The organism is Methylobacterium sp. WL103, from assembly GCF_008039885.1.
Classification (GTDB): Bacteria; Pseudomonadota; Alphaproteobacteria; order Rhizobiales; family Beijerinckiaceae; genus Methylobacterium; species Methylobacterium cerastii.
In genome coordinates, this window is sequence record NZ_VRUX01000021.1 from 1 (window position 1) to 22,679 (window position 22,679).

A 22,679-nucleotide genomic window follows, 5' to 3' on the forward strand; every position below is an offset into this window, starting at 1 on the left:
GCGACGACGATGTGAGCCGTGTTCGTCATAGGTCCAGACACAGGGCCGATACAGCGCCATCCCGCGCCATCCCCTGTATCCAGACCCAGACCCTATCCGCACAAGGCAGCCGTCACCGAGCGCTTACCGATTAGCTCCTCACGGCTCAGCCGTTCAAGATCGCTTCGGCCCATCCCACGATGGAATCAGCGAAACCCGACCCGCGCAAGGGGGTGGGTAATTACGATCTTAGATTTCCCAACGCTCACAAAAACGCATTAAGAGATCTGTTACGTGCCATCGCCATGCGTGCGATGCTGGGCACTCACTGGAAAGACGGACGGCTAAAATGACCGAGCGCAATACACTGGGAGCCATGGTGATCGAGGCGACTTCCGATGGCGCGATCGCTCTACGGATCAGCAGGCCCCTCGGCCAAGATGCCGTACTGCCACTTACACGCGAGGCAGCGATAGGAATAGCGCAAAGAATTCTGGAAATAGCAACCACGCTTTCAGGAGAAGCGGCGCAGAATTTGCCGACGTTTGCCGTGAACCGATGGATCGCCGGACGTCATCCTTTAACGAGAGATGCGCTTGTACAACTTACGTTAGGAGGCAACGTCAGCTTCCAATTTATGTTTCCCCTCCAAACTGCAGCTGAACTTGGTCACAAGCTGCTTGAATTAGGGTCTAGTACAGCTCGATCCTCAGCGAGCAAATTAAATTGATATACTGTATCTATGCTTAACATGAAAGCTCATAGGCCGTCCAAAAAAAGTTAAGAGGAAGAAATTACCGCTGAGATTGCAATGAATATAAATAGCAATTCTATCCTGCGCTAAACCAGATCAATCCTTATCTTTCATGGCGCGACGTGTCGCTCTTGCAAGTGGTGCCACGAGGTACTGCAGAAGGGTGCGCGAACCCGTTGCGATGTAAACCTCGGATGGCATGCCTGCAACAAGTTTGGTGCGGATATCATCCGGCACAGTCGTGTGATCTACCCTAACTTCACCAGCGAAAAAGGCATCGCCTTTCTCGTCTTTCACTTGATCTCTTGAGACACTCTTCAGTTTACCCAACATAACTGGAATAGTTTTAGTATGAAAGGAGGGAAAAGTAACTTCTGATTCCAATCCAGAGGTGACAGCATCAGCATCAATCGGCGAGATCTTTACGCGGATAACCAGTTCTTCGTTGAGGGGAGCGATATCTAAAACGTTGTCACCGGGCCGAATCACGCCCCCTGTCGTGAAGAACTTCATGCCCTGAACCGTACCCGCTTGCGGCGCTCGAATCGTTGTCCGCTTCAGTTGATCCTCAGCCACCAACAGGCGTTCGTTCACCTCTCCGAGTTGCCGACGAACATCGACAATGTCGTTAGTCACTGTTTGCTGAAACTGCTGCTGTGCTTGCCATTTTTCCGCGCGGATGCCGAGAAGGGCTTGTTCGCTACGTGCGATATCGCTTTCGGTACGGCCCACGGCGCCCTCGAGACGGCTCTTTTCGCGCTCAAGGGCCTTGAGGCGTGAGAGCGCGACAAGGTTCTTGGCATAAAGTGAACGCACACCGACGAGCTCCGCATCGATGTGTCCAGTCTGCTGTACATTCGCCTCGCGATCGGCACGGAGCCCTTCGATCTGCCGCTGCGTTTCCAGAGCTTTCGACGAAAGGATGGCAATTTGAGATTGGAGGGTCGCTCGTCGCTGATTAAAGTTCGCTCGCTCGTCGTCAATCGCGCGTTTGACGATTAGACTCTCCGACTTCTTGAGAACCTCGTAGGGGAATGACACCTGTGATGCATCGTCTCGCTCCGCCACGAGGCGCGCTTCGCGCGCTACGAAGGCGGCTCGCTGATTGACAAAAAGCTCTAAATTGGTTCGAGCTTGGGTCTGGTCAAGCTGGTACAGGATCTGACCTTGTTCGACACTATCCCCATCCCGCACTTTTATGTCCTGGATGATACCACCTTCGAGATGTTGGATAGTTTTACGGCTTGACTCTGCGGAGACGATTCCCTGAGCGACAACGGCGCTATTGATTTGAGCAATAGACGACCACCCGCCGAGACCGATGAATGCGAAGGCGACGACACCGTAACCCGTCCAAGAGGCTGCACGCCAGTTGCTAGATATAGACGGAGCATCGAGAGCGCGGCCGACATCGGCCTGGCCTTGCTCGCGTAAATCTGAGTTACGGACTGCCGCCGAAGCGGCTTCCGCCGAAATTGGCGACTCAGGCGGAACAACCAGCGCCCGTATGCTGCTTTTCCGTCCCATTACTTGTTCGGACAAGTGGCGCCAAAGACGGTTGAGCTGGCTCAAATAAGTGGTTGATGTAGGCGAGGGATCCATTGCCTTAACTCGCGCTCAACCCGACGGGTTTCAGTTTCACTTGCCCAACGGGAGCCGCAGTCCCACGCCTGAGCTTCTGAAGCACTTCGTCGCGGGTGCCAAAATGCGCCACAGATCCCGCATCAAGAACAAGAACTTTGTCGGCGGCGGCAAGAAGACCTGCCTTGTGCGTGATTACCACAACTGTCGTCCCGCGCTGGCGCAGTTTGGCGATCGCCGCTTGCAACAGGTCGTCGCCTGTTGCGTCAAGATTTGAGTTTGGCTCATCGAGAATGATCAGGGCCGGATCTCCGTAGACGGCTCGCGCGAGAGCGATGCGCTGGCGTTGCCCGCCTGACAGCGCAACGCCGCCGCCCCCGACGCGGGTATTGTATCCTTCGGGCAGCGATTGAATGAGATCGTGCGTACCCGCCAATGCCGACGCTGCCAATACCTTGGTAGGGTCGGGTGTCTCCAGACGAGCGATATTCTCAGAAATAGTCCCATCAAACAACTCGACGTCCTGCGGCACGTAGCCGAGGTGCCTTCCAAGTTCATGTGGGTCAAAGTGTCCCACCTCGGCCCCATCGAGACGCACGGTGCCGGTCACGGGAGGCCACAAGCCGATGAGCACGCGGGCAAGGGTCGATTTGCCAGCAGCGCTGGGTCCAACAATGGCGAGAACGGACCCAGCCTCGATCGCGAAGTTGATGTTCCGCAAAATGGGCTTGGTCACGCCAGGTGGTCCAGCATAGACCCCTTCGACCGAAAGCTGCCCCTGCGGGTCGGCGAGGCGCATGCGGCGATCAGCTTCGACGTTCGATAGCAGATCTTGCAACCGACCATAGGCGGCTCTGGTACGCCCGAAACTGCGCCAATTTTGCATCATGTGCTCGACCGGCAGGATTGATCGCGACACTAGGATATTGATCGCAAAAATTACCGCAGGTGAAATCTCACGCTCAATCGCCAAGTAGGCTGCGAGCGCCAGGGTGGACATTGAGATCACCTGCCTGACGAACTTGGTAGCCGAGAGAAGAAGACCCGATTTATCGCTGCCCGTAGCTTGCCAGCTGACCGCCTCGGTATGCATGCGGGCCCACCGCCGGGTAACGGCTGGGACCATACCCATCGCCCAGATCGCTTCGCCATTGCGATGCGACGCCATCATGAGGCTCTCTGCGCGAGTGTTCAACGGACCTGACCGGCTAAGCGCTGGGCGGCTAACGAACTCGTTCGCGATACTGAGAGCAATGGTGAGGAGGCAGGCAAAGATCGCCAGCCCGCCGAAGTAGGGGTGGATCAGAAAGCAGCCGAAGATGAAGATCGGTGTCCAAGGAGCGTCACAAAAGGCAAAAATCGCGCTGCCGGAGAAAAAATCCCGAACCTGATCGACATCTCGCACAGCCTGGTGCTGCGACGGCTGCCGCCGTGTCACCGCGGCACGGAAGGCCGTAGCGAAGACGGTGCTAGCGACCATCTCATCAATCCGAAGACCGACCCGGACCAGGACCCGGGCACGGACGGCCTCGAGCGCACCATAGATTCCAGTTAGGAAGACCGCGATTGCGAACAGTGCGAGGAGGGTCTCGACGCTCCGCGTCGGAACCGCTCGCGAGTAGAGATTGATCATAAACAGCGGGGCGACGAAGAGAAGAAGATTGATGCAAAGGCTGAACACAGTCACCCCAACGAGCGCGGGAGCTATCGTCCTGAGCACACGCTGAAGGGGGGTCGGAGGATGCAGGAAACGGTGCATAAGAAAATCAATATCTCATGGCGTGAGCCGAGGGCAGACTTTGTTTCATCATTAATCAAGCGCGATTAAGCGTTAGACCCTATCGCGCGTATGGGTTAAAATCGCAGCGCTTCATCTTCGACGAGCCAGCCCGATTCCAGTGCGCTTGGGATAAGTGAAACAGCGTCAACACCTCTGTTTGTTGAGGGAGCCGCTGGATGAGTTCGAGATTTGGACCTCATCGAAAACTCGGCGACGAGTGCCAGTTCGACAGCCGTCACCGAGTGCGCCATCCAATCCGCCAAACGCGTCCCAAACTCAGCGTCAACATCCTCTAAAGAGATGGCCAACAACGGCACTTTCATGTCGAACTTCATCGCAGCAGCATTCTTTTCGTCGAAGGGCTTAAGGAGGCCCGCCTGATTCAGGTGTTCGGCGGCCTCGGCCAAGGCACGTTGCCCGTCCCAGGAGGCACGTAACTTCACACGAACCTGAGCAAGAGCGTCGCTCTCTTTGTCTCCGGCCTCGAAGAATGCGTTTGCTTGATCGGGCCCTACACAGAGGGGGTCGAGTTGAACCAGTTCTCGCCCCGTTTCGTCCTCGGTCACGAAAGGATGAAGACGCGACGCCAAAGGGAGATAGACCACAGTCTCTGAACCCGCTTCAGCGATGCCGGCATCTGCCGTCCCATGAGCTGGTGGCCGGCGTTGGGGAAGAAGTACTACGGGACGAACTCTGTTGTAAAGGCGCTCGAAAACAATAAAATATTCGTGTGAAATACGGTGCAGCTCCGATCGTGTGATCGGAACCGTGATGGTGTCCCGGGAGCCAAGCGGATTATTAGAGAATCCCCAACGTAGGTCGGCGAGTTTATCTGGCAAAAGCTCTAAAAGCCCTTCTTGTGTGCTTGCGGCAGGAGGAGTTAAGGGTGCACTCATCATAAATGGAGCTCAGCCTGGGCGATGAAGGAGGCGGCATCATCGATCACGCGCACACGCGCCGTGCGATGCTGATGAACAAGCTCCTGCATTTTAAACAAAGAGAGATCATGCGCTACAAGCAGCCGAACTAAATCAATATCGCCGTCGAGCTTCGCCTCGCGCAGCCGATGCCAACGAGTGCCTGGATCACGGGTAACAATGGCGAGGCCGGTAAGCGCGACACGTTGATCATCGATTGTAAGATCGACGTCCCAAGGATCGAGAAGGTCGTGGCTTAAGAGTGTTTGCGTCAAAGCGCGGGTTTTTGCACGATCATGCAGGAAAACCTGAAGGGCATTGATCCGCCGCTGCATCTCATGGGAGGCCTCTCCGTGAGCTGTGAACGCGGGCAGACCGGCATAGGCTGGGATGGCAGTTTGATCGATCATAAGGACATGTTGGGCATCAGCTGTCTCCGCCGCTGCAAATGGGAAAGCCTCAACCAAAAGAGGCCGCACCGGCCGATCCATGCCCGGACCACCGTCCGGTACGAGGCTGCGCAAAGCAACAAGCTCAAGACCTAGTGACATGCGACGCCAAATAACCGGATAAAAGCGGGCCAGAGTAAAGGCCTCCCGGACAACTAATGGGACTGCCTGCCGCAACTCACGATCGCCGTACTCCATCTCACCGTAGAGATCGAATGCACCCTCTATCTCATGCACCTCTCGAAGATTTACATACATAAATGATTCCGATCCTATCAAATACTGGCAGGGTCCAGCCGTTTGCTATCCGTTTCCTTCAATTGAGTTAAGCCGCCAACGTCGGGATCGAAGTCAATGCATACTGAGAATATTCCCGCATTTCGCTGTGGCGGATTAGCGACAGGCCGCTTTCTTGCGGCTAAAACACTGTACCACAGCATACTTGGGCGAATGTAGGGATAAAACATGGTTGCGTACATGGAGCTGTGTTGGTAACAGAAACGTGCGTAGACCGCTCGCCGTCATGCGGATTCGGCTTAAACGATTGAGGGGCAAACGGTGTCGACGGGAGGCGATCTTCGAGCTGTGACACGCGTTCTGACGCTGAAATCCGGCTTATATCTTCTGCGTTATGTAAGTGCCGATGATCTGCGCTATCCACCTCGCGTCCTGGTGGCCGCGGATCCCGATCAATCTGATGGACTTTCAATTCAGCCGATGCCGGGTCGCGCGCACAACTTGCTGCGCAAGCCAGGCGAGGTCCTTATTGCAACGGTTGAGGGCGAGGCGCGTCTGCTTGTGTCGACGCTGCGAGAAGCGGCTGGCATTTCGGACACAATCGTTATTAAGGTAGATCGGTTGGACGTGGCAGAAACTGCGCGTACACCAGAGGTGCGCAGCATTCTAGCGGGGCCGAATCCGCCGGTGCCGTTGCCAGCCCGGGCGCTGCGTCTCGGTGCGCATATCGAGCGTGTTGGCGATATCATCGTCGATAGCCCGGATTGGATTGGGAGCGAAACGAGCCGAGCCCGCATCGAAGGGCTGTCGCTGTTTTGGCCGAATCGGCCAGAAGGCATCGACATCGAGTATTCCGTCTCGCTGCTTGGTCGCGGCCGTATGCCAAACACGCTCACGGGCGGATTTGTCGGAAGTCGTGGTCAGGGTCGAGCGATCAACGGGATTTTTATGAACCTGGTCGGACTTAGGATAGGGGAGTATCGCCTTATTGCTGAGGCCGTCTTCAGCGATGGGACTCGGACCAGCTCGCGCGAGGGCGGGGTCCAGCTATTCGGTCCAACTGGGCGCGAATACCTGGTTGGGCTCTCAGTTAAGCTCGAGGAGCTGGATGCGCGCGACACTTTGATACAGCCGCAGATGGTGCGTGGAGATAGCGAGCCCACACCTTCGCTGCATGTGGGTCACCAGGTCGCAGCCGATGATTCAGACCTGCCGCGGTTGCCGCCGCGTCTGCAGATCCGTCGTCCCATTCGGAGCGGGGGATTTTGAGGACTAACTGCGCAATGGGCGAAATGCCGAGTAGCGCATCAAACCATTCGGTCGAGATCACTGAGCAAAGAGGCTGAGAAATGACTGTTGCAGTAGAGACACCAGGTGGGGGAACCGCACCTCCCGGATTTGCGGCCGCCGCGAGCGCGGCACTTGCTGCCGCTGGCTTCGGCAACGGTACCGTGCAGGTCACCGAGGTAGGGCCAAATTCTGCCCCTAATGCGCCTGTCGTAGATGCGAGTGTATCTGGGACATACATGAATACCAAAGGCTCCGCCGTCGTTGGCGTCACAGGCAGCAATATCAACGTTCAGAACGCTGATGCGGCCACGCCTCAGACCACTCTCGTCACTGGAAGCAACAACACTTATACGGGTGGTTTCGGAACTACTCAGGCTTTCGTTACGGGCAACAACAATAAGGTCGGTCTTGGCGGCGGCGGCGACACCGTGCAAGTCGACGAACGCGCTACCGGTAACAAGGTTGATGGCGGCACGGGTGCGGACATCTTCGCGTTCTCCGAAAATAAGACGGCCCCGGCGTCGAATGCCGGCGCGCCGAGCGCTATCGTAGGTGGCACGTCGAACGTCGCCAACATCACGACCGATGGACAAGGCCACATTGTGGTCACGTCGACCGCCGGTGGTTCGGCGACCTTGTCAGGCGTCGAGTACGTCCGGTTGTCTGACACCAGTACCGCGGCAATTGTGCAGAATGCTGATCAAGCTGCTGTTGCACGTCTTTATGAGGCGATCCTGGGCCGCACCGTCGATCAGGTTGGTTTCGAATTTTTCAAGGCTGCTCTTGAGAGCGGCCGTAGCGCATCGCAGATCGCAGGCGACATACTGAACAGTCCCGAGGGACAAGCGAAGCTGGCGACACTCGGGGCGGCAACAGACGCGACAAAGTTTGTGACCACGCTCTACGATCAGCTGCTCGACCGGGCGCCTGAGCCCGGCGGCGTTGAAAGCTGGGTCAAATTGATCGATCAAGGCAGCATCTCACGTGCCGACGTAGCGCTGGCCTTCGCAAATTCTGCCGAGGGCGTATCCGTAACGAACGCGAACCATACGGTCATCGTAAATGCGCCGGTCGTGGCGTCTTCCACTATTGATGCGGCCGGTCACCTCACCGTCACTTCCGGACCGGGTGATGAGCTGCTTCGCGGCGGATCCAAAGGTGATTTTCTAATTTTGGGCGACGGCTCGGACACAGTGGATGGTGGCGCCGGCTTCGATCACGTTCAGATCAATGAGCCGTTGGCAAACTACGCCACCCGAGTGGAGGGCAACAAATTCGTCGTCACAAACCTCCAAACCACAGCCGAGACGACGATCCAGAACGCCGAGTATATCAAGTTCGGTGATGCTGTTGTAATCAACGCCTCGAACTCGGACGAGGCAGTTATCGCCCGAATGTATAATGCCGTTCTTGATCGGTCTGCTGACCCTAATGGACTTGAATACCATTGGACGGCCGATCATGCAGGCACCTCACTTAAGGGTATTGCGGACGCGTTTCTGGGTAGCGCTGAGTTTCAGGCTCAACACGGAAGTTTGACTAACTCCGAGTTTGTGACTTTGATGTACGACAACATGTTGCATCGAAGCCCCGATACGGAAGGCTTCAACTACTTCGTGAAGCTGCTCGATTCTAGTTCGATCTCAAAGGCTGATGTCGTTGTCAGCTTCGCCGCTTCTGCAGAGGCGGAGGCTAAGACGGCAGGAACGATCCACATCATCACCGACCACATCTGAGCGATCTGATCGGCGTTGCAGAAGGCCGGACCCCTAGTCCGGCCTTCTTTGTTTGGTTGGTATAGCGTGCTCCGGCCGTGTGCCTGATGTTTGGTTCGCTTTGGCTCTCGGAACCACTCCTTCGTGAAGATCGTCCTCAACATCGGCTCAGGCCCGCATAACCCGGCCCGCATGCATCCCTTCTTTCGGGATGGAACGGCGTGGCGACAATTGCGCGTTGACATCGATCCATATGTTGAACCTGACATTGTAGCTTCGGCGGTCGATTTATCGGCCTTCGCGAGCGGGAGCGTTGATGCAGTCTGGTCGTCGCATCATCTGGAACATCTCTACGAGCACGAAGCTGCGCAAGCGTTAAGCGAATTCCGGCGAGTTTTGCGCCCGAATGGTTTTGCCCTCCTGACGATGCCAGATCTGACCGCAGTGGCGGAATTGGTCGCGCAGGGACGAGCCGATGAAATCGCCTATCGATCCCCGGCTGGTCCCGTCACTGCTATGGACATGCTTTACGGCTTTCGTCCGGCTTTAAGAGCAGGGCGCGTCTACATGGCACATCGGACTGGCTACACCGCGGATCGATTATATTGCGCGTTAGAGGAAGCCGGCTTTCCGCGGGCGCAAGTAAGGTCTGGCGACCGGTATGATCTTTGGGCTGCCGCGTTTATGGAAGATACTACAATCGAGGTTCGTCTTTGACGAAGATCTCGTCAAAGGCGTTTCATGATTCAGGTTCTTTTCGTCCACCAAAATTTCCCCGGTCAGTTTGGTCCGATCGTTGAGGCTCTGCGCGAGGCCGGCGGATTTCGGCTCGCGGCAATTGGCCGACGCCTTCACGTGCCGCAGGGCATCTCCTACTATCCTTACACGCTTAAGCCCGTTGTTGCGTCCGGCAGCTCCGTTGTCGATAGTCTGACGCAACGTGTGGCGGCCGCGGAGTCGGTCGCCGAGCAGGGTCGCCAGCTAAAGCAGGACGGCTTCAAACCCGATGTGATCGTAGTGCATGCGGGGTGGGGAGAGGGTCTGTTCCTCCGCAATCTGTTTCCGCAGGCGCGGATTGTTTGCTACTGTGAATATTATTATGGTCGCATTGGTAGTGATCTGACTTTTGATCCAGAGTTCCTCCTCGCGTCCGACGATGTCCTGCATCGTCTGCGCGGCGCCAACGCGCTCTCGCTCGCCACTATGGACGATGCCGATATCTGTGTTGCCCCGACCGCGTGGCAGAAGTCGACGTTCCCAGCTGAGTTCGGATCCAAGATCGCAGTGTTGCATGAGGGCATCGACATTGATGCTCTTGGGGCCGGCAAGGCGCGGCCAATGCGGTTTGCGCAAACTGGAATTGAAATCGCGCCGGGGTCACCTGTAGTGACCTACGTGGCTCGCAGTCTTGAGCCTTATCGTGGCTTTCATACCTTCATGCGTTCGCTGCCTATGCTTCTCGCCCAGGAAACAAATGTTCAGGTTCTCATCATCGGGAAGGAGAGGGGGGGGTATGGGCCAAGTCCCCCGGACGGGCGAACTTGGCGCCAAGTATTCTCAGAGGAGCTCGGAGGACGCCTCGATCCTGCACGCACCCATTTTCTCGGTTGGGTCAGCCGCGAGGTCTACGCCAACTGCCTGCGGCTATCGCGCGTCCACGCCTATCTGACTTACCCGTTCGTGCTCTCCTGGTCGCTCCTAGAGGCGATGGCGGCGGGATGCGCGATCGTAGCATCTGACACGGCTCCGGTGCGTGAGGTTCTGCAGGACCGGCAGACCGCACGCCTCGTCGACTTCTTCCAGCCGGCAGATTGGGCCGGACAGATCCGCGAGCTCCTGCACGCGACCGCACAGCGGCAGCAGCTTGGGATGGCCGCGCGTCATGCCGTGATTGAGCAGGGTCTCACACGAAAGGCTTGCGCCGCTCGGTGGCTTGAGCTCATCCGCTCCCTCGCAGGTCGAACATGACGATCGAGAAATTCAATCGCCTCCTTTGCATTGACGACGCCGCTTTCAGATTTATTGAAGCCAGTGTTCTGGTAACTCTCGAGGATGGGGGTGTGCTTGCTTGTAGGGGTAGCCGCGACAAGACGGGTCGGCTGCTTCTGCATTTGCCTGACGAGGCATTTACGGGACTAGCGAACCGGGTGCTCGTCGATGCAGGAGAGGGCGATAATCGGGTGCAGGCCGTGTTTGCCGTCGGTCCTGAAGCTATCGAGGGGCGCCTCGAACGTGTGTCACAAGGGTTTCTGCGTGGCTGGTGCTCACTACAAATGCTCGACTCTGCATTAGAGGAAATTGATTTCTCGTTGAGTGTCGATGGCTACGACATTCCTGCGACCGTCACGTTCCAGTACCGCCGAGACCTCTTGGAGCGTAGCCTAAACGGCGGCTTCGATGGCTTCACCGTTTCTTTGCCAAGCTTCGTCTTTGACGGGGACGCGCACGAGTTCGTTCTGCGCGTCCGGGGGACTGCCCTCAAATCTACGTTCGAGACCTACAGATTTCAGCCTCTTGGTCGCCTCGAGACGGCAGAGCCAGGGCGCGTGGCAGGGTGGTGCTATGAGCTGGGTGCGACACCGAACGAGCCTTTGCAGCTGCAGGTGATCACCGATTCTGGAGCCATCCTTGAGGTGCAGGCCGATCGGCCCGCTGCAGTTGAGGACGGTGAGCGCGGCGATCGGCGTGCGTGCGACTTCACAGTGTCGCTTGCCGGCGGTGCGCGAACCGTGCGCATCGCACCTACCTTCGCACCTAACATTGATCTCTTTCGGCCAAGCGTCTTTGTTCCGATGGTTGATCAGGTCGAAGCCGTTAGCCGCATTGCCGCCGCTGTTCGTTCGGGCACGGCTCTTGAGCGCAGCGATGCACAGTGGCTTCGGAGTGTCGGGTTCGATGCGATTCTTGCGGCACTTCGATCCGGTGGCATTCATGGGCCGGCCAGAGTTGCAGGAACTTACTCAGTTGCTCGCCAAGAGGCTGTCACTGCGCAGCGGGACATGGTCACGCCTCAATATGTGACGATCGTAGTACCGGTTTACGACGATCTCGACGCCACACACGCGTGTCTCCAGTCCTTGGCAGCGTCTGAGCTCCCGAAAGAGGCGCGTGTTGTCATCATCGACGATGCGACACCGAATGCCGACCTCGCCATTTACCTTGGTCAGGTTTGTCCAGCCCACGGCTTCTCTCTACAGCGACACCACGTTAACTTAGGCTTTGTGGCGACGGTAAATGAGGGCATCGTCCTCGCGGGGCGGGACGACGTCGTGCTTCTCAATGCCGACACCAAGGTACCTCCGGGTTGGCTTCAACGACTTCGAGCATTGGCGGAAAAACACCCTGATGCCGGCAGCATCACGCCGATGTCGAACAATGCGACCATCCTGAGCTGGCCATTGCCGAACGAGGAAAATACATGCCCAAGCCTTGACGAGGTAATCAGGCTCGATCGCTTGTTCCAAGAGCAGAATAAAGACCGAGTCGTCGACCTGCCGACCGGGCATGGCTTTTGCATGTATCTGAAACGAACAGCGCTTGACGAGGTTGGCGTTTTCGATCCGATCTGGGGTCGCGGCTACGGCGAGGAGAACGACTGGTGTTTGCGCGCATCTGCACATGGCTTCCGACATTTGGCGGCCTGCGACACCTTCGTTGCGCACGAAGGTAGTAAATCCTTCGGTGACAGTAAAAAGGCGCTTGTGGAGAAAAATGCAGACATTCTTTCGCAACGCTATCCAGAGTACTACGAACTCATCCAAAATTTTATGCGTCGTGATCCGCTTAATGACGCTCGAAACGCAGTCTCACTGGCACGATTGTCTGAGCTGCGTGCCGATCTAACATTGCATCTCGTCAACCATCTTGGAGGAGGTGTTCAGCGCTACGTACTCGATACCAGCATTTCGCAATATAAAGATGGCGTGCTTCCGCTCTTTCTTACGAGGGTTCAGGCTGCCGACCTAGTTGCGGATCCCGACTACGAGATTCGAAGCTTCTCGCCGGTCTTGCACCTGCGCTTCAGCGCATCGCGGATACCGGATGTTATCAGTCATCTCGAAGCTGCAGGTCTGACCACAATCAATATCCATACGCTAGCGGGCGTTGACTTTCGTATCCTGCCATCACTGTTCGGGGCTTCGGCCGAGATCACAACGACGCTTCATGATTACAGCTGGACGTGTCCCCGGGTGTTCCTCCTTCAGGGCCGCTCGAAGTATTGTGGGCAGCCGCCCAGCGCCATCTGCGACAGCTGTATCGCGAAATTTGGACCTCATCCTGATATCGAGTTTCAGAAAACGTTTGATTCGGTCTCTGAGTACCGGTTGTTCACTGGGAGTATACTGAGGCAGTCAGATGCCGTTTTAGCTGTTTCCGACGACGTATCCCGTCGTATCAAACAAATTCACCCCGGTCTGTCGATAGATAAGCTTTCAGGCTTGGATCTAGCTTGTTCGCTAGAACTCAAATTCCCCCGGCCGCGGTCAGGCCAGCGACGTGTGGCGGTGCCGGGGGCGATCGGTGATCATAAGGGATACGAGCTCCTGCTTGATACCGCGCGGGTGGCGATGGCTGCGCACAGCGAACTGTGCTTCGTAGTGGTCGGATTTACGCAGGACGACGAGGCGCTGCGTACGATCGGGAATGTGGAGATAACTGGCCCGTTCCCACCCGGTGACGGAGTGCGCTTATTGATCCAATCCCGCGCTGAAATAGGGCTTTTGCTGAGCCCCTGGCCGGAGACGTTCAGTTACACGCTCTCGGACTGTTGGCAGGCTGCTCTCCCGGTCGCCTGCCTTGATATCGGTGCACCAGCGGACCGCATTCGGGAGCGTCGCGGTGGTTGGCTGCTTTCACCAGAATCCGATGGGTCGGCAGTGCTTGAAGCATTGGAGTGTATTCTAAGTGGTGCTGATGAGCGGCGGCCATCAAACATGCGGAGATCGCGGCAGTAAAATGTTGGCCGGATCGTTGCTGTATTTGCAAGGTGCGCATCCGGCGAAGGCCTCCTTGTTGGGAGTCCTGTCGGCGTCCAGCTCTTCGGTGATCTGATCCGGCATCGGTGCTGGCATCGATGCCGGAGATGCTCGGGTGGACGATGCGACTTACGTACGACGCCGCCGCTGGAGTGCTCAAGAGAAGCGCGCTGTCGTGACGGAGTCCGTGGCCAGTGGCAACGTAATCGTGACGGCCAAGCGCCACGGCATCCAGGCGCAGCAGATCTATCGCTGGCGTGAACGGATGGAGGCGCAGCCTGCCCCGGCGCATTGTTGTCCGTCGCAGTCGCGTCGGATCCAGGGCCGTCCAGTCCGGCACCGGTGCTGGCATCACTGCTGGATGACGCGAGCAGGGATCGGGTTCCCACATCGCGGCCGGAGCGGTCGGGCGGGTTGAGATCGTGCTGCCCGCGGGCCGCTGGATCATCTCCGAAGGCGGCGTCGAGGTCGACGCGGTGCTTGCGTTGGCGGGGGGCTGGAGGGCTTTCGATGATCGCGGTTCCGCTTGGGATGAAGGTCTGGCTCGCCACTGGCCACACCGATATGCGGAGGGGGTCGCCTCACTAGCGCTGTTGGCGCAGGAAGTGATGAAACGTGATCCTCTCAGCGGCCACGTCTTTTGGGCTCCCGGTGAGCGTGGCGCAGATCTTTGTGAGCAGCGCCGCATCCGGCATCGGTCCCACCGGGCCGGGCCGTTGCGGAGACTGGTGCGGAGCCGGAGAGAGGTGGCGATGAACGGTTGCGGGTGACGCGCCCCAGATCCGCTACACTCGGGTCAGGCCATAGGGCTTGTCATTGGAGGGAAAGACGGACCGGCTCATGGCCGCGACCTCCTGCAGGCTAAAGGGCCAGAGCCGGGGACTGTGAGGAATTTCGTGTGGGGGCGGCCGGTTGAACATCAGGCCGCTAAGGTTTGGGAGAAGCGCTCGCCGAAGATGACGGCGAACTGCGCCTTGGCCATGACCCACTCACGAGGGCCGGCCCATCTTCGGGTCTGGCGCAATCTTGATGCTGATCGGCTCATGACGCTCCGATAACCCGAGCTTCGAGCAGGTCGAGTTTGGCGCGACCGAACATCTGCCTCCTCACGAGTTTCAGGCGGGTGATTTGCCCTTCGGTCTGGCCGTTCGACCACGATTGCGTGAGAGCCGAAGCAACGGCCAACTGGTCCTTCATCAAGCCACGCGCGAACGACGACAGAAGGCTGCGTGCTGCAGCCTCGATCCAGGTGTCGAGATCAGGTCGCCTTCGTTCGCGGATCATAGCTTGGAAGCGCAACAGCAGGGACCTTGCCTCATCGAGCATCGGAACCTCCGTCTCAATTGTCGCCGCGATGACGGCTTCGGCCTTCGTCAGATTGTCCCGCCCCGTCGTCATCAACCGAGAGAGGATGCGCGCCGATGGCACCTTGCCCGGCGATCCTTCCAAAGCGCGCTCGCCGCGCCTGCGACGCGTCGCCCATTCCCCGACCACCCGCAGGCTGCCGGTAAACCCGCTGGCGCGAAGCCGCCGCCAGAGTTCGGCCCCGTTACGAGAACTGGCGGCCCACTTAGCATCAAGCCAAGGTAGATAGGCGTCCAGGCTGCTCTGACGCGCGCGGAACACGTCGCCGGTCAGACCCTGCAGCACGTTGCGCACGAGCTTGCGGCTATGTCCGGTGGTCCGAGCAATCTTCTTGATCGGCATGCCCTGTCGCAACATGGCCAGGATCGCCTCGCCCGTCGCCTCACTCCGAAGATAACCTTCGTACTACAGGCGCTCGGCACAGGTCAGCCGTTCGGGATCGACCGTCGCAGCTCCCAACGCGGCGCGGATGGCGGCCATCGACTTGCGCACGGCATCGAGGAAAGCGGCGCTGGCATTCTCCATCAAGTGTCATCGGTCAGCGACCTGGATCGCCTTGGGCAGCGCCCGCGTCGTTGCCTCGCCGTAGCAACCACCGCGGTCACGGGCGACGACGGTGATCTCTGGATGAGCCGCGAGCCACGCTTCGACGGTGGCGCTCTCCCGATCCGGTAGCAAGGCGATGACACGTCGCCGTTCCAGGTCGCATACAGCGTGCCGTAACGCTGTCCCCGACGGAAGGCCCAGTCGTCGATGCCGATCACGCTCGGACGCTCCACAGGACGGACGGCACGGTGGCGCACGGTCCGGAGCATCGTATCCCGACTGGCCGGGACCATTTGCCGTCGGGCGAAGCTGGCTGCGGGCCGACCGCCGAGTGCAAGGCCGAGATGATGCACCATGGAGCCGGGCCGTGCGCCGGCCGTAGGCACCTGCGAGGTCTGGCCCGAGCCGCTCGGCGAAGATCTTGGTCCCGCAGTCCGACCCGATGCAACAGAAACGACGGACGTGGACATCGATGACGACGCGTCTCCCGGCAACCGGCAGATCCGACAGGGTGAGGGTGTAGTGGTTATGGATTCGAGACGAGGGCTGATCGCAGACTGGGCACCGGGCCAAGGCGGCGACCGGCCGGGCGGTGATGGTCAGCCCAGTGCCGACCTCGACATGATCGATGACAAGGCCGCACAGAAATACGGAACTGGGATGCAGGCTGCGAGGCATGGCAGGATCTCCGACGACCGAAGCCGAGATCCATCAACTCGCCTGCACCGAAATTGAGTCAGACCCAAAGTTCGGCGCCGATCCAGGGTCAATTTTGGGGGTCATCCGCACTCTCGATGATGCGGGTCGGTTGTCCGGTCAAGCTCTGCCGGTCTCGGCTCACGCGGCATGTAGGACGCGCTGGCGCAGGAGATCGAATCCGGCGCGGCCGTACATGCTGCGCTTGATCAGTTTCAGGCGGTTGACCTGTCCCTCGACAGGACCGTTGCTCCAGGGCTCGACGATGGCCGCGCGCACGGCGGCCTCGTCTTGGCGGAGCCCGGTGACGAAGCCGCCGAGATCGGTCGCGGCTGCAGCCTCCAGCCATGGCGTCAGTCCGGCAGGATCGTTCTGGCGCAGGAGGTCGGCAAAGGCACGGACATCCTCGGCGACCCGCTTCAGCTTCGGCGCGGCGCTGCAGAGCGCTTCGGTGAAGGCGCGATCCTCCTGCGCCAGCGTGGCCGGATTGCCGGTCAGCCACCGGGTAATGCGGCGCGTCGAGGGAATCCGGGCGAACGGTGGTCGCGCCGACGCACCCTGCCTCCGTCGCGCGACCCAACGCCGGACGATGTCGTAGCTGCCGGTGAAGCCCTGCGCGCGCAACGCGCGGTGAAGGACGGTGGCGCTGCGCTGGCCCTCTTGCCAGCGCATCTCGACGAAGGAGAGATGAGGGTCAAGCCGGCTTGAGCCCGGTGCTCGGCGGTAGGGCATAAACCGGCCCGCCCGGACCCAGCGGCGCACCGCGTTGCGAGACGCTTCGATCCGGCGCGCGATCTCTTTGGTCGGCAGACCTTCGCCGTGGAGGCACAGGGCCGCCTCGCAGCGATCGCGTCGCCGGCTGTATACCTCCGGCGTGGGTGCGGTCTCCGTCAAATCAGGGGAGGCAGAGCGATCGTGCACGCTACGGTGCGCTACGTCCCGGATCTCGGATTGGTGCCGTTCGACGATGCCGCGCAGCGCCTCGGACGCGTTGACGAGCAGGTGCCAGCGATCCGCGACCTGCGTCGCCGCCGGCGCTCCCGTGCGTGCGGCCTCGGCGTAGGGTCCAGAACGGTCGCGGCTGATGACCGTCACGCTCGGATGGGCGGCAAGCCAGTCCCGCACCGGTGCCGAAGAGTGGCCGGGCAACAGGTCGATGACGCGCCGCCGCTCCAGGTCGCACACGATGGTGCCGTAGGACCGGCCACGCCGCCAAGCCCAATCGTCGATGCCGACCACGCGTGGCGGCGCTGACAGTACGGTCCCGCGACGGCGGATCAGGCGCAGGACGGTGTCGCCGCTGACCGGCATGGCCAGCCGCCGCGACAACCGTGCGCCGGGCTCGCCGCCGAGCACCATGCCGATATCGGTCTGCGCCTCGGCCAATCGGTCGCTGCGGCGCGCCTTGCGCGCGCCCAGTCCCGGTACGGGCTCGGCGAAGACCCGACCCGGGCAATGACTGCACCGGAAGCGGCGCACCTGCACCAGCCACGTCACCGCTCGGTCCTGCCAGGGCAGGTCTTTGAACGTCCGCCAATACCTGCTGTGCACCCGCGCTAACGCACGCCCGCAGACCCGACAGGAGGCCTGGGCCCCCGTGGTCCGGGCGGTGATCAGCAACCCCGTTTCATTCAGCGTCAGGTCATCGACGTGCAGGCCGTCCGGGACCGACGGCATCGACGGGTTCAACATCGGCATCGCGCTGCCCTTGGGTCACCACGTGAACCAACGCCCGAATCATCCCGCAGCATTGAAAGCGCGGATGAACCAATGTTTAACGCTGTTTGACACCCCAGACTTCACTCGCGAGGTTACCCGGATCGTTCCGGCGGGGACGATGGATGGGGCGATCTCGTTGAAAGTCCAGAACCGGTCCGCATCAGCAGACTAGGTCGTGAAACAGATTAAGACGCCTCACTCTCCTGACCCCATCATGTGGCGGCCTCGCGCAGACCGCGAAGAGAAGCGCGTGACCCGCGGGAGCGATACAGCCGGAACCGGAAAAACATCGATCAGGAGACGCTTGCCTCACGAACCCCAATCAGAGAAGAATTTCAGCAAACCAAGTCGTGAAACAGATTGAGGCGCATCGTTCTTCTCACCCCATTATGCGGCGGCCTCGCGCCAACCGCAGAGAGAAGCGTGTGACCCGCGGGAGCGATACAGCCGGAACCCGAAAACTTCGCTCAGGAGAAGCTTGCCTCACGACCCCCAGTCTGAGAAGAGTCTGAATTAATGCAGTAGCAACGCCAAAAATGTGGACGGCTAAAGCGTTTTCAGTTTTCACTGAATCGGTCGGGTGGGGGGCACGCGAAGCTGTTGGGCTGATTTATTGATCGCTCTGGAGAAGGAGCGACGGATGGGACGACCCTACAGCCAGGATCTGCACGATTGGGTGGTGGAAGCCGCTGCAACGACCTCCCGCCGGCAGGCGGCGCAGATCGAGGTCAACGTCGCCGCCTCAATCCGCTGGATGTCCGCGCTCAAGACGACTGGGACGGTGGCAGCCCGTCTGCAGGGGCGGGCACGCCGCTCGAAGCTCGACCCGCACGAGGCCTTCCTGCGCGCGCTGATCGAGGAATAGGACGACATCACCCTGAAGGAAATGCGTCCGCGGCTTCGACCCGCCAACGGGCGGCGGCCGGTCTTCGCCTCGATCGTTGCCATCCTGATCCTTGGGCTTGAAGCTTTTCATACGAACGCAGGGGGAGGCGCGTGCGTTGGGGCCGAGGTAGCAGGCGCCGGCTTCGGCTCAGGCTGCGGAACGGGCGCTGGGGTCTGCGCCACGTTCTCCGGCCAAGCGTCGGCCGGGGTCTTGTACGCTTCACTCACGGATTCAAGCGCTGCTCGCACTTTTGCGGACATGGGGTTATCCTTGAGTTGTGCTACCGCAGGCGACGACCCGGAGCTAAGTTAGTCCGTCACTTTGATTGGGCAAGCTCGTTGCATTGACGGGAACTTCGCCCGTTCGGCACTGTTCGAGACCACACATGTATTCCCTGGAGGCAACATGAACTTTGGTCAGTCGCTCACGATACTCAAGCAAGGTTATTGCGTACAATTAAAAAGGTGGAACAATAGAGCTTTCTTAGTCATAACGAAACAATAGGGAGGCTGATATTTCGAATGTCGAACATTTGAACATACCATTGATTTAATCGAAATGAGTCATGGGCAAATAGTGGAGGAATCTGCTGCGACAGACTGGCGTGTAATAGATAATGATCGGTAAACTCAAGGGGGAAACGCTCCGGTGAGAGTATCAACCTGCTGACTTTCTTGATTTGCCATGACGAATCCTCTACAGATTCGACAGAGTTCGATGACACGCATTTGAAACCTAAGCGGTTGGTCTCGGACGGCAGTAGCCGACTAGCGTATTGTGGAGCCAAGCCAATTATCAATTTTCCTGATTCATTCCGTTCTCGAATTGACGAGGCCTTCGAGAAGCAGGGCCAACAGCGGCCATTGGTTGAGGTGATTTCAGGCGCAATAGTGGCGCCGATGACCCGCATCATACACGGGAAGAGCGGGCCAGAAGCGTTCGACGGAGGCGTTTACTACAGCGACGGAACCGTCTGCCCCCGCGGCAACCACATCAAAAACGGATTGCGCAATACTCCAACTTCCATTAATAGCGAGAGTTCATTTCAAGTCTATGACGGTGTCCACCTTTTTGGTGGCCTGTTTAAGAATGAACACTTCGGACATTTTTTCGCAGAAAGCTTGTGTAGACTATGGGCGACTCAGTTCTGTGATTATCGCGTTAAGTCAATCGTCTTCTATCTGCGCTTCCGTGACGCCCCTGTTCCCAATTACATGATCGAGTTTATAAAGCATATTTCTATTTTAACGAAGGTAATAATTATCAGGGAGCCGGCCCGATTCGAGACCCTTCTCGTTCCAGATCAGATCGCACATTCGCGGATTGGTTTCATCTACGGGCACCCAGTCGTGCAAGCATTGTTCGCCAAGCTTCCTGTTCCTGCTGTGCAAGGACCACGAAAGATCTACGTCTCACGCTCAAAGCTCACTGTAGAAGCGGGCATCATCTGCGAAGGTGTCCTTGAGGAGAATCTGACGCGGGACGGCTACGAGATCATCCATCCGCAGGAACTAAGCATCCTCGATCAGATCGGACTGTACCGCCAAGCCGAGACCCTCATTTTCGCGGAAGGTTCTGCGCTTCACCTCTTCGCACTATTCGTCCGCCCCGATCAGCGCGTCACGATCGTACGCCGTCGTCCAATGAGCGTGGTGTTCGACTGGCAGCTCATGTCGTTTGGATGCGTGCCGGCGTACTCTCCCCCGTGCATTCGGCGCTTATGGTCCCCTGAGCGCGATAAGAATTCTCTCTGGCGCGCAAGGGCCGAATTAGATTTCTGTGCCTTGCGAGGCCAATTGTCCGAGGCGGGTTTCGTGTCAGCCGCCGAATGGAGAGGGCCAACGACTGACGAAGTCACAGCCGACCTGTTCGAAGTGAACCGCTTGATTAAAGACACCTTTGTAGAGCGTCCGCTACCGGCCAGCACCGTAGCAGCTTAGCCGAGCCGTCTCAAAGGCAATGAAGTATTTTGCGCTGAATTTTTGGCAGTAAAAATCAACGCAAAAATACACGAAAAGCAATTGACGCATAATAGAGCGAGCATGAGCAAACAGCATAAATTGGCAACAAAGATTGCTGCCTTGATCGCAGCGATTTTCAGCACCGCCGCCACCGCAGTCGCGCAGCCTTCGCGTGAACCAGCCCACCTTGAGTTCGCAATCCAAGGGGAGCCAGCGACGACGTACCGCTGGAAAACAGACAAGTGCGCCCCTGATGCGCTCCCGGACTCGCCAGCCCGCGCCTTTCGACGTGCGGACGGAAATATCGTACTCCTTGCAACGCATTACGAGAATTGGGTGCTAGTTGGGCCAAAGCTCGACAAGGTCCGACCTACATGCCGAACTGTTCTAAGTAGCAATGAGCTCGATCCCACTGGAGACGAGAAGTTCTGGCTTCAAGCAGTGTTTACGCGCGATGGCCGACATGTGGCGGCCCTCGTAAGCCATGACTTAAGTGGGGTCATTCGAAGATCTGGTTGTGACTCAAAAGGGTTGCCGGGACGTTGTTGGCTCAATGATATCGTTGGAGCAATCTCCACTGACATGGGAGCTTCGTTCCAGCGGACCGCCCAATTCAGTAGAACGATCGCTGGATTAGGAGGTATTTATGAAGGTAAGACTGCTCGATTTGGGGTGTTTACGGCTACGAATATAGTCACGATGGAAGGTGCGCAGTACGTCATGGTGTATGCTCAGGGTGAGGATCGCCAAGCGCCTGGAAACTGTCTTCTTCGTACGACTAACCCTTTCGACCCGAGCGCTTGGAGAGCGTGGGATGGAACAGCGTTCTCAGTCGACATGTCGACTGGTGCCCCTTGCGCTCCCGTCGGCATCGGTGCGCTTCATGGCGAAGCGCGGTCCATTTCTCTTCACAAGAAATGCGGATGTTGGATTACAATATTCGCAAGCCGCTTGAGACTGCCGGGAGACGAGGCCCCTATTCCGGGCTTCTACGCGTCTGAAAGTTCCGATTTGAAGACTTGGAAGCCGCCGGTTCGGATCATGCAGGCACCAACCCGCCCAAGAGAATTTCAGAACGAGTACTTCTACGTATATCCATCCCTTATCGATCCGGACAGCAAGTCGCTCAACTTCGACACGATCGAAGGCGACACAGCTCGGCTGTTCTTTACCCTGCATCATCTCGATAAGGGTAAGGGAACATTAGATCGCGATCTTGTCAGTGTCCTGGTATCAATTAAATTAAAATGAGTAGCGAAAATGACAAACTCTGAAAGGGGTATTGAAACTTAAATTTTATATATGTTTCTAAGTCAACGGTTGCAGTTATAAAACCGTGATCTGTAAATACAAGAATTTACAACGGCCTCAGGCTTAAATATTCCAAACATAAATAAGATCGCTTATGAGCTTGGTAGTTTAATTCAAGTTTATAAAAATTACAGCGGTCATTTCCGATAATAATTGATAAGCCGGGGTTTAGCAATCATGTACCCACAGGGCGGATCGAGTAGAACGCTTGCAGAAGCATGGCCCGCAGTATCTCGGGCGGGATCTATAGACGGCCAATCCGGGTCGCATAGAGCGCCGAGTACGACCCGCTCAGGGCCGACGGAGCCTCGTCCATCAGTTGCCGGATGGCCCGTAGAGGATGATCGGACCGGACTTGAGCCACCAAGTCCACGTACGAGAGCAACGCTCCCTAGCACTACCTGGGCACTTTAAAGGGTCGTGATGCGTTGTCTGCCCGAGGATGGCTCGGGGGCGGCGATGGATCGGGATCGCGAGGGGACGGACGGGCTCGATACGTGGCTGGCGCCGTTCTTGG

14 protein-coding genes and 4 pseudogenes are annotated in these 22,679 nt (G+C 58.2%); 9 read left to right on the plus strand and 9 right to left on the minus strand.

Annotated elements, in window-relative coordinates:
- Positions 1-328: 328 nt before the first annotated feature.
- A complete protein-coding gene (locus tag FV222_RS03050; RefSeq protein ID WP_147812951.1) occupies positions 329-709 on the plus strand; it encodes a hypothetical protein in 381 nt (126 codons plus the stop codon).
- Between the two features lie 120 nt (positions 710-829).
- On the opposite strand, the gene FV222_RS03055 is transcribed toward FV222_RS03050, so the two are convergent.
- The 4 genes from FV222_RS03055 to FV222_RS03070 form a co-directional block, all read right to left on the minus strand.
- Positions 830-2,305 carry an HlyD family type I secretion periplasmic adaptor subunit gene (locus tag FV222_RS03055; protein ID WP_187277189.1) on the minus strand — a complete coding sequence of 492 codons (1,476 nt, stop codon included), beginning with the start codon at positions 2,303-2,305 and terminating at the stop codon, positions 830-832.
- Positions 2,306-2,339: 34 nt separating this feature from the next.
- Positions 2,340-4,073: a type I secretion system permease/ATPase gene (locus FV222_RS03060; RefSeq protein WP_147812953.1), complete on the minus strand. Its 1,734-nt coding sequence runs from the start codon at positions 4,071-4,073 to the stop codon at positions 2,340-2,342.
- A gap of 95 nt (positions 4,074-4,168) precedes the next feature.
- A complete protein-coding gene (locus FV222_RS03065; RefSeq protein ID WP_147812954.1) occupies positions 4,169-4,993 on the minus strand; it encodes a SapC family protein in 825 nt (274 codons plus the stop codon).
- On the minus strand, positions 4,990-5,718 hold the full coding sequence (locus tag FV222_RS03070; protein ID WP_147812955.1) for a SapC family protein: 729 nt from the start codon (positions 5,716-5,718) through the stop codon (positions 4,990-4,992). Before FV222_RS03070 ends, FV222_RS03065 begins: the two co-directional genes overlap by 4 nt.
- A gap of 300 nt (positions 5,719-6,018) precedes the next feature.
- On the opposite strand from FV222_RS03070, the gene FV222_RS03075 reads away from it, so the two are divergent.
- From FV222_RS03075 to FV222_RS03095, 5 genes are all read left to right on the plus strand, one after another.
- Positions 6,019-6,966 carry a hypothetical protein gene (locus tag FV222_RS03075; RefSeq protein ID WP_187277191.1) on the plus strand — a complete coding sequence of 316 codons (948 nt, stop codon included), beginning with the start codon at positions 6,019-6,021 and terminating at the stop codon, positions 6,964-6,966.
- Between the two features lie 257 nt (positions 6,967-7,223).
- Positions 7,224-8,723: a DUF4214 domain-containing protein gene (locus FV222_RS03080; protein WP_187277192.1), complete on the plus strand. Its 1,500-nt coding sequence runs from the start codon at positions 7,224-7,226 to the stop codon at positions 8,721-8,723.
- A gap of 123 nt (positions 8,724-8,846) precedes the next feature.
- Positions 8,847-9,419 (plus strand): methyltransferase domain-containing protein, encoded by a 573-nt coding sequence (locus FV222_RS03085; protein WP_147812958.1) that lies wholly within the window; start codon positions 8,847-8,849, stop codon positions 9,417-9,419.
- A 24-nt stretch (positions 9,420-9,443) separates the two neighbouring features.
- Entirely contained in the window at positions 9,444-10,670 is a 1,227-nt protein-coding gene (locus FV222_RS03090) for a glycosyltransferase (protein WP_147812959.1), read from the plus strand.
- The gene (locus tag FV222_RS03095; protein WP_147812960.1) at positions 10,667-13,657 is read left to right on the plus strand and encodes a glycosyltransferase; all 2,991 of its coding nucleotides are present in this window, start codon (positions 10,667-10,669) and stop codon (positions 13,655-13,657) included. Before FV222_RS03090 ends, FV222_RS03095 begins: the two co-directional genes overlap by 4 nt.
- Positions 13,658-14,319: 662 nt before the next feature.
- Here FV222_RS03095 and FV222_RS30915 read toward each other — a convergent pair.
- From FV222_RS30915 to FV222_RS03110, 3 genes and pseudogenes are all read right to left on the minus strand, one after another.
- A pseudogene (locus FV222_RS30915) lies at positions 14,320-14,547 on the minus strand (IS3 family transposase); the annotation flags it as partial.
- Between the two features lie 172 nt (positions 14,548-14,719).
- Positions 14,720-16,267 (minus strand): annotated as a pseudogene (locus FV222_RS03105) (ISL3 family transposase).
- A 159-nt stretch (positions 16,268-16,426) separates the two neighbouring features.
- The gene (locus tag FV222_RS03110; protein ID WP_147812964.1) at positions 16,427-17,962 is read right to left on the minus strand and encodes an ISL3 family transposase; all 1,536 of its coding nucleotides are present in this window, start codon (positions 17,960-17,962) and stop codon (positions 16,427-16,429) included.
- A gap of 682 nt (positions 17,963-18,644) precedes the next feature.
- On the opposite strand from FV222_RS03110, the pseudogene FV222_RS03115 reads away from it, so the two are divergent.
- Both FV222_RS03115 and FV222_RS03120 read left to right on the plus strand, forming a co-directional pair.
- A pseudogene (locus FV222_RS03115) lies at positions 18,645-18,866 on the plus strand (IS630 family transposase); the annotation flags it as partial.
- Positions 18,867-19,789: 923 nt separating this feature from the next.
- Positions 19,790-20,830 carry a glycosyltransferase 61 family protein gene (locus FV222_RS03120; RefSeq protein WP_187277194.1) on the plus strand — a complete coding sequence of 347 codons (1,041 nt, stop codon included), beginning with the start codon at positions 19,790-19,792 and terminating at the stop codon, positions 20,828-20,830.
- Here the strand turns inward: FV222_RS03120 and FV222_RS30555 are convergent.
- Positions 20,804-21,055: a hypothetical protein gene (locus FV222_RS30555; protein WP_210248437.1), complete on the minus strand. Its 252-nt coding sequence runs from the start codon at positions 21,053-21,055 to the stop codon at positions 20,804-20,806. The genes FV222_RS03120 and FV222_RS30555 overlap by 27 nt on opposite strands.
- A 495-nt stretch (positions 21,056-21,550) precedes the next feature.
- Here FV222_RS30555 and FV222_RS30560 point away from each other — a divergent pair, with 495 nt between their 5' ends.
- Positions 21,551-22,102 (plus strand): hypothetical protein, encoded by a 552-nt coding sequence (locus FV222_RS30560; protein WP_210248438.1) that lies wholly within the window; start codon positions 21,551-21,553, stop codon positions 22,100-22,102.
- Positions 22,103-22,409: 307 nt separating this feature from the next.
- Here the strand turns inward: FV222_RS30560 and FV222_RS30920 are convergent.
- A pseudogene (locus FV222_RS30920) lies at positions 22,410-22,547 on the minus strand (IS5/IS1182 family transposase); the annotation flags it as partial.
- Positions 22,548-22,679 lie beyond the last annotated feature (132 nt).

Coding starts and splice junctions, on each gene's coding strand:
- FV222_RS03050 (WP_147812951.1), top strand. CDS start 329: ATGACCGAGCGCAATACACTGGGAGCCATGGTGATCGAGGCGACTTCC.
- FV222_RS03060 (WP_147812953.1), bottom strand. CDS start 4,073: ATGCACCGTTTCCTGCATCCTCCGACCCCCCTTCAGCGTGTGCTCAGG.
- FV222_RS03070 (WP_147812955.1), bottom strand. CDS start 5,718: ATGTATGTAAATCTTCGAGAGGTGCATGAGATAGAGGGTGCATTCGAT.
- FV222_RS03090 (WP_147812959.1), top strand. CDS start 9,444: ATGATTCAGGTTCTTTTCGTCCACCAAAATTTCCCCGGTCAGTTTGGT.
- FV222_RS03080 (WP_187277192.1), top strand. CDS start 7,224: ATGAATACCAAAGGCTCCGCCGTCGTTGGCGTCACAGGCAGCAATATC.
- FV222_RS03110 (WP_147812964.1), bottom strand. CDS start 17,962: ATGCCGTCGGTCCCGGACGGCCTGCACGTCGATGACCTGACGCTGAAT.
- FV222_RS30560 (WP_210248438.1), top strand. CDS start 21,551: ATGGAAGGTGCGCAGTACGTCATGGTGTATGCTCAGGGTGAGGATCGC.
- FV222_RS03120 (WP_187277194.1), top strand. CDS start 19,790: ATGACCCGCATCATACACGGGAAGAGCGGGCCAGAAGCGTTCGACGGA.
- FV222_RS03095 (WP_147812960.1), top strand. CDS start 10,667: ATGACGATCGAGAAATTCAATCGCCTCCTTTGCATTGACGACGCCGCT.
- FV222_RS03065 (WP_147812954.1), bottom strand. CDS start 4,993: ATGATGAGTGCACCCTTAACTCCTCCTGCCGCAAGCACACAAGAAGGG.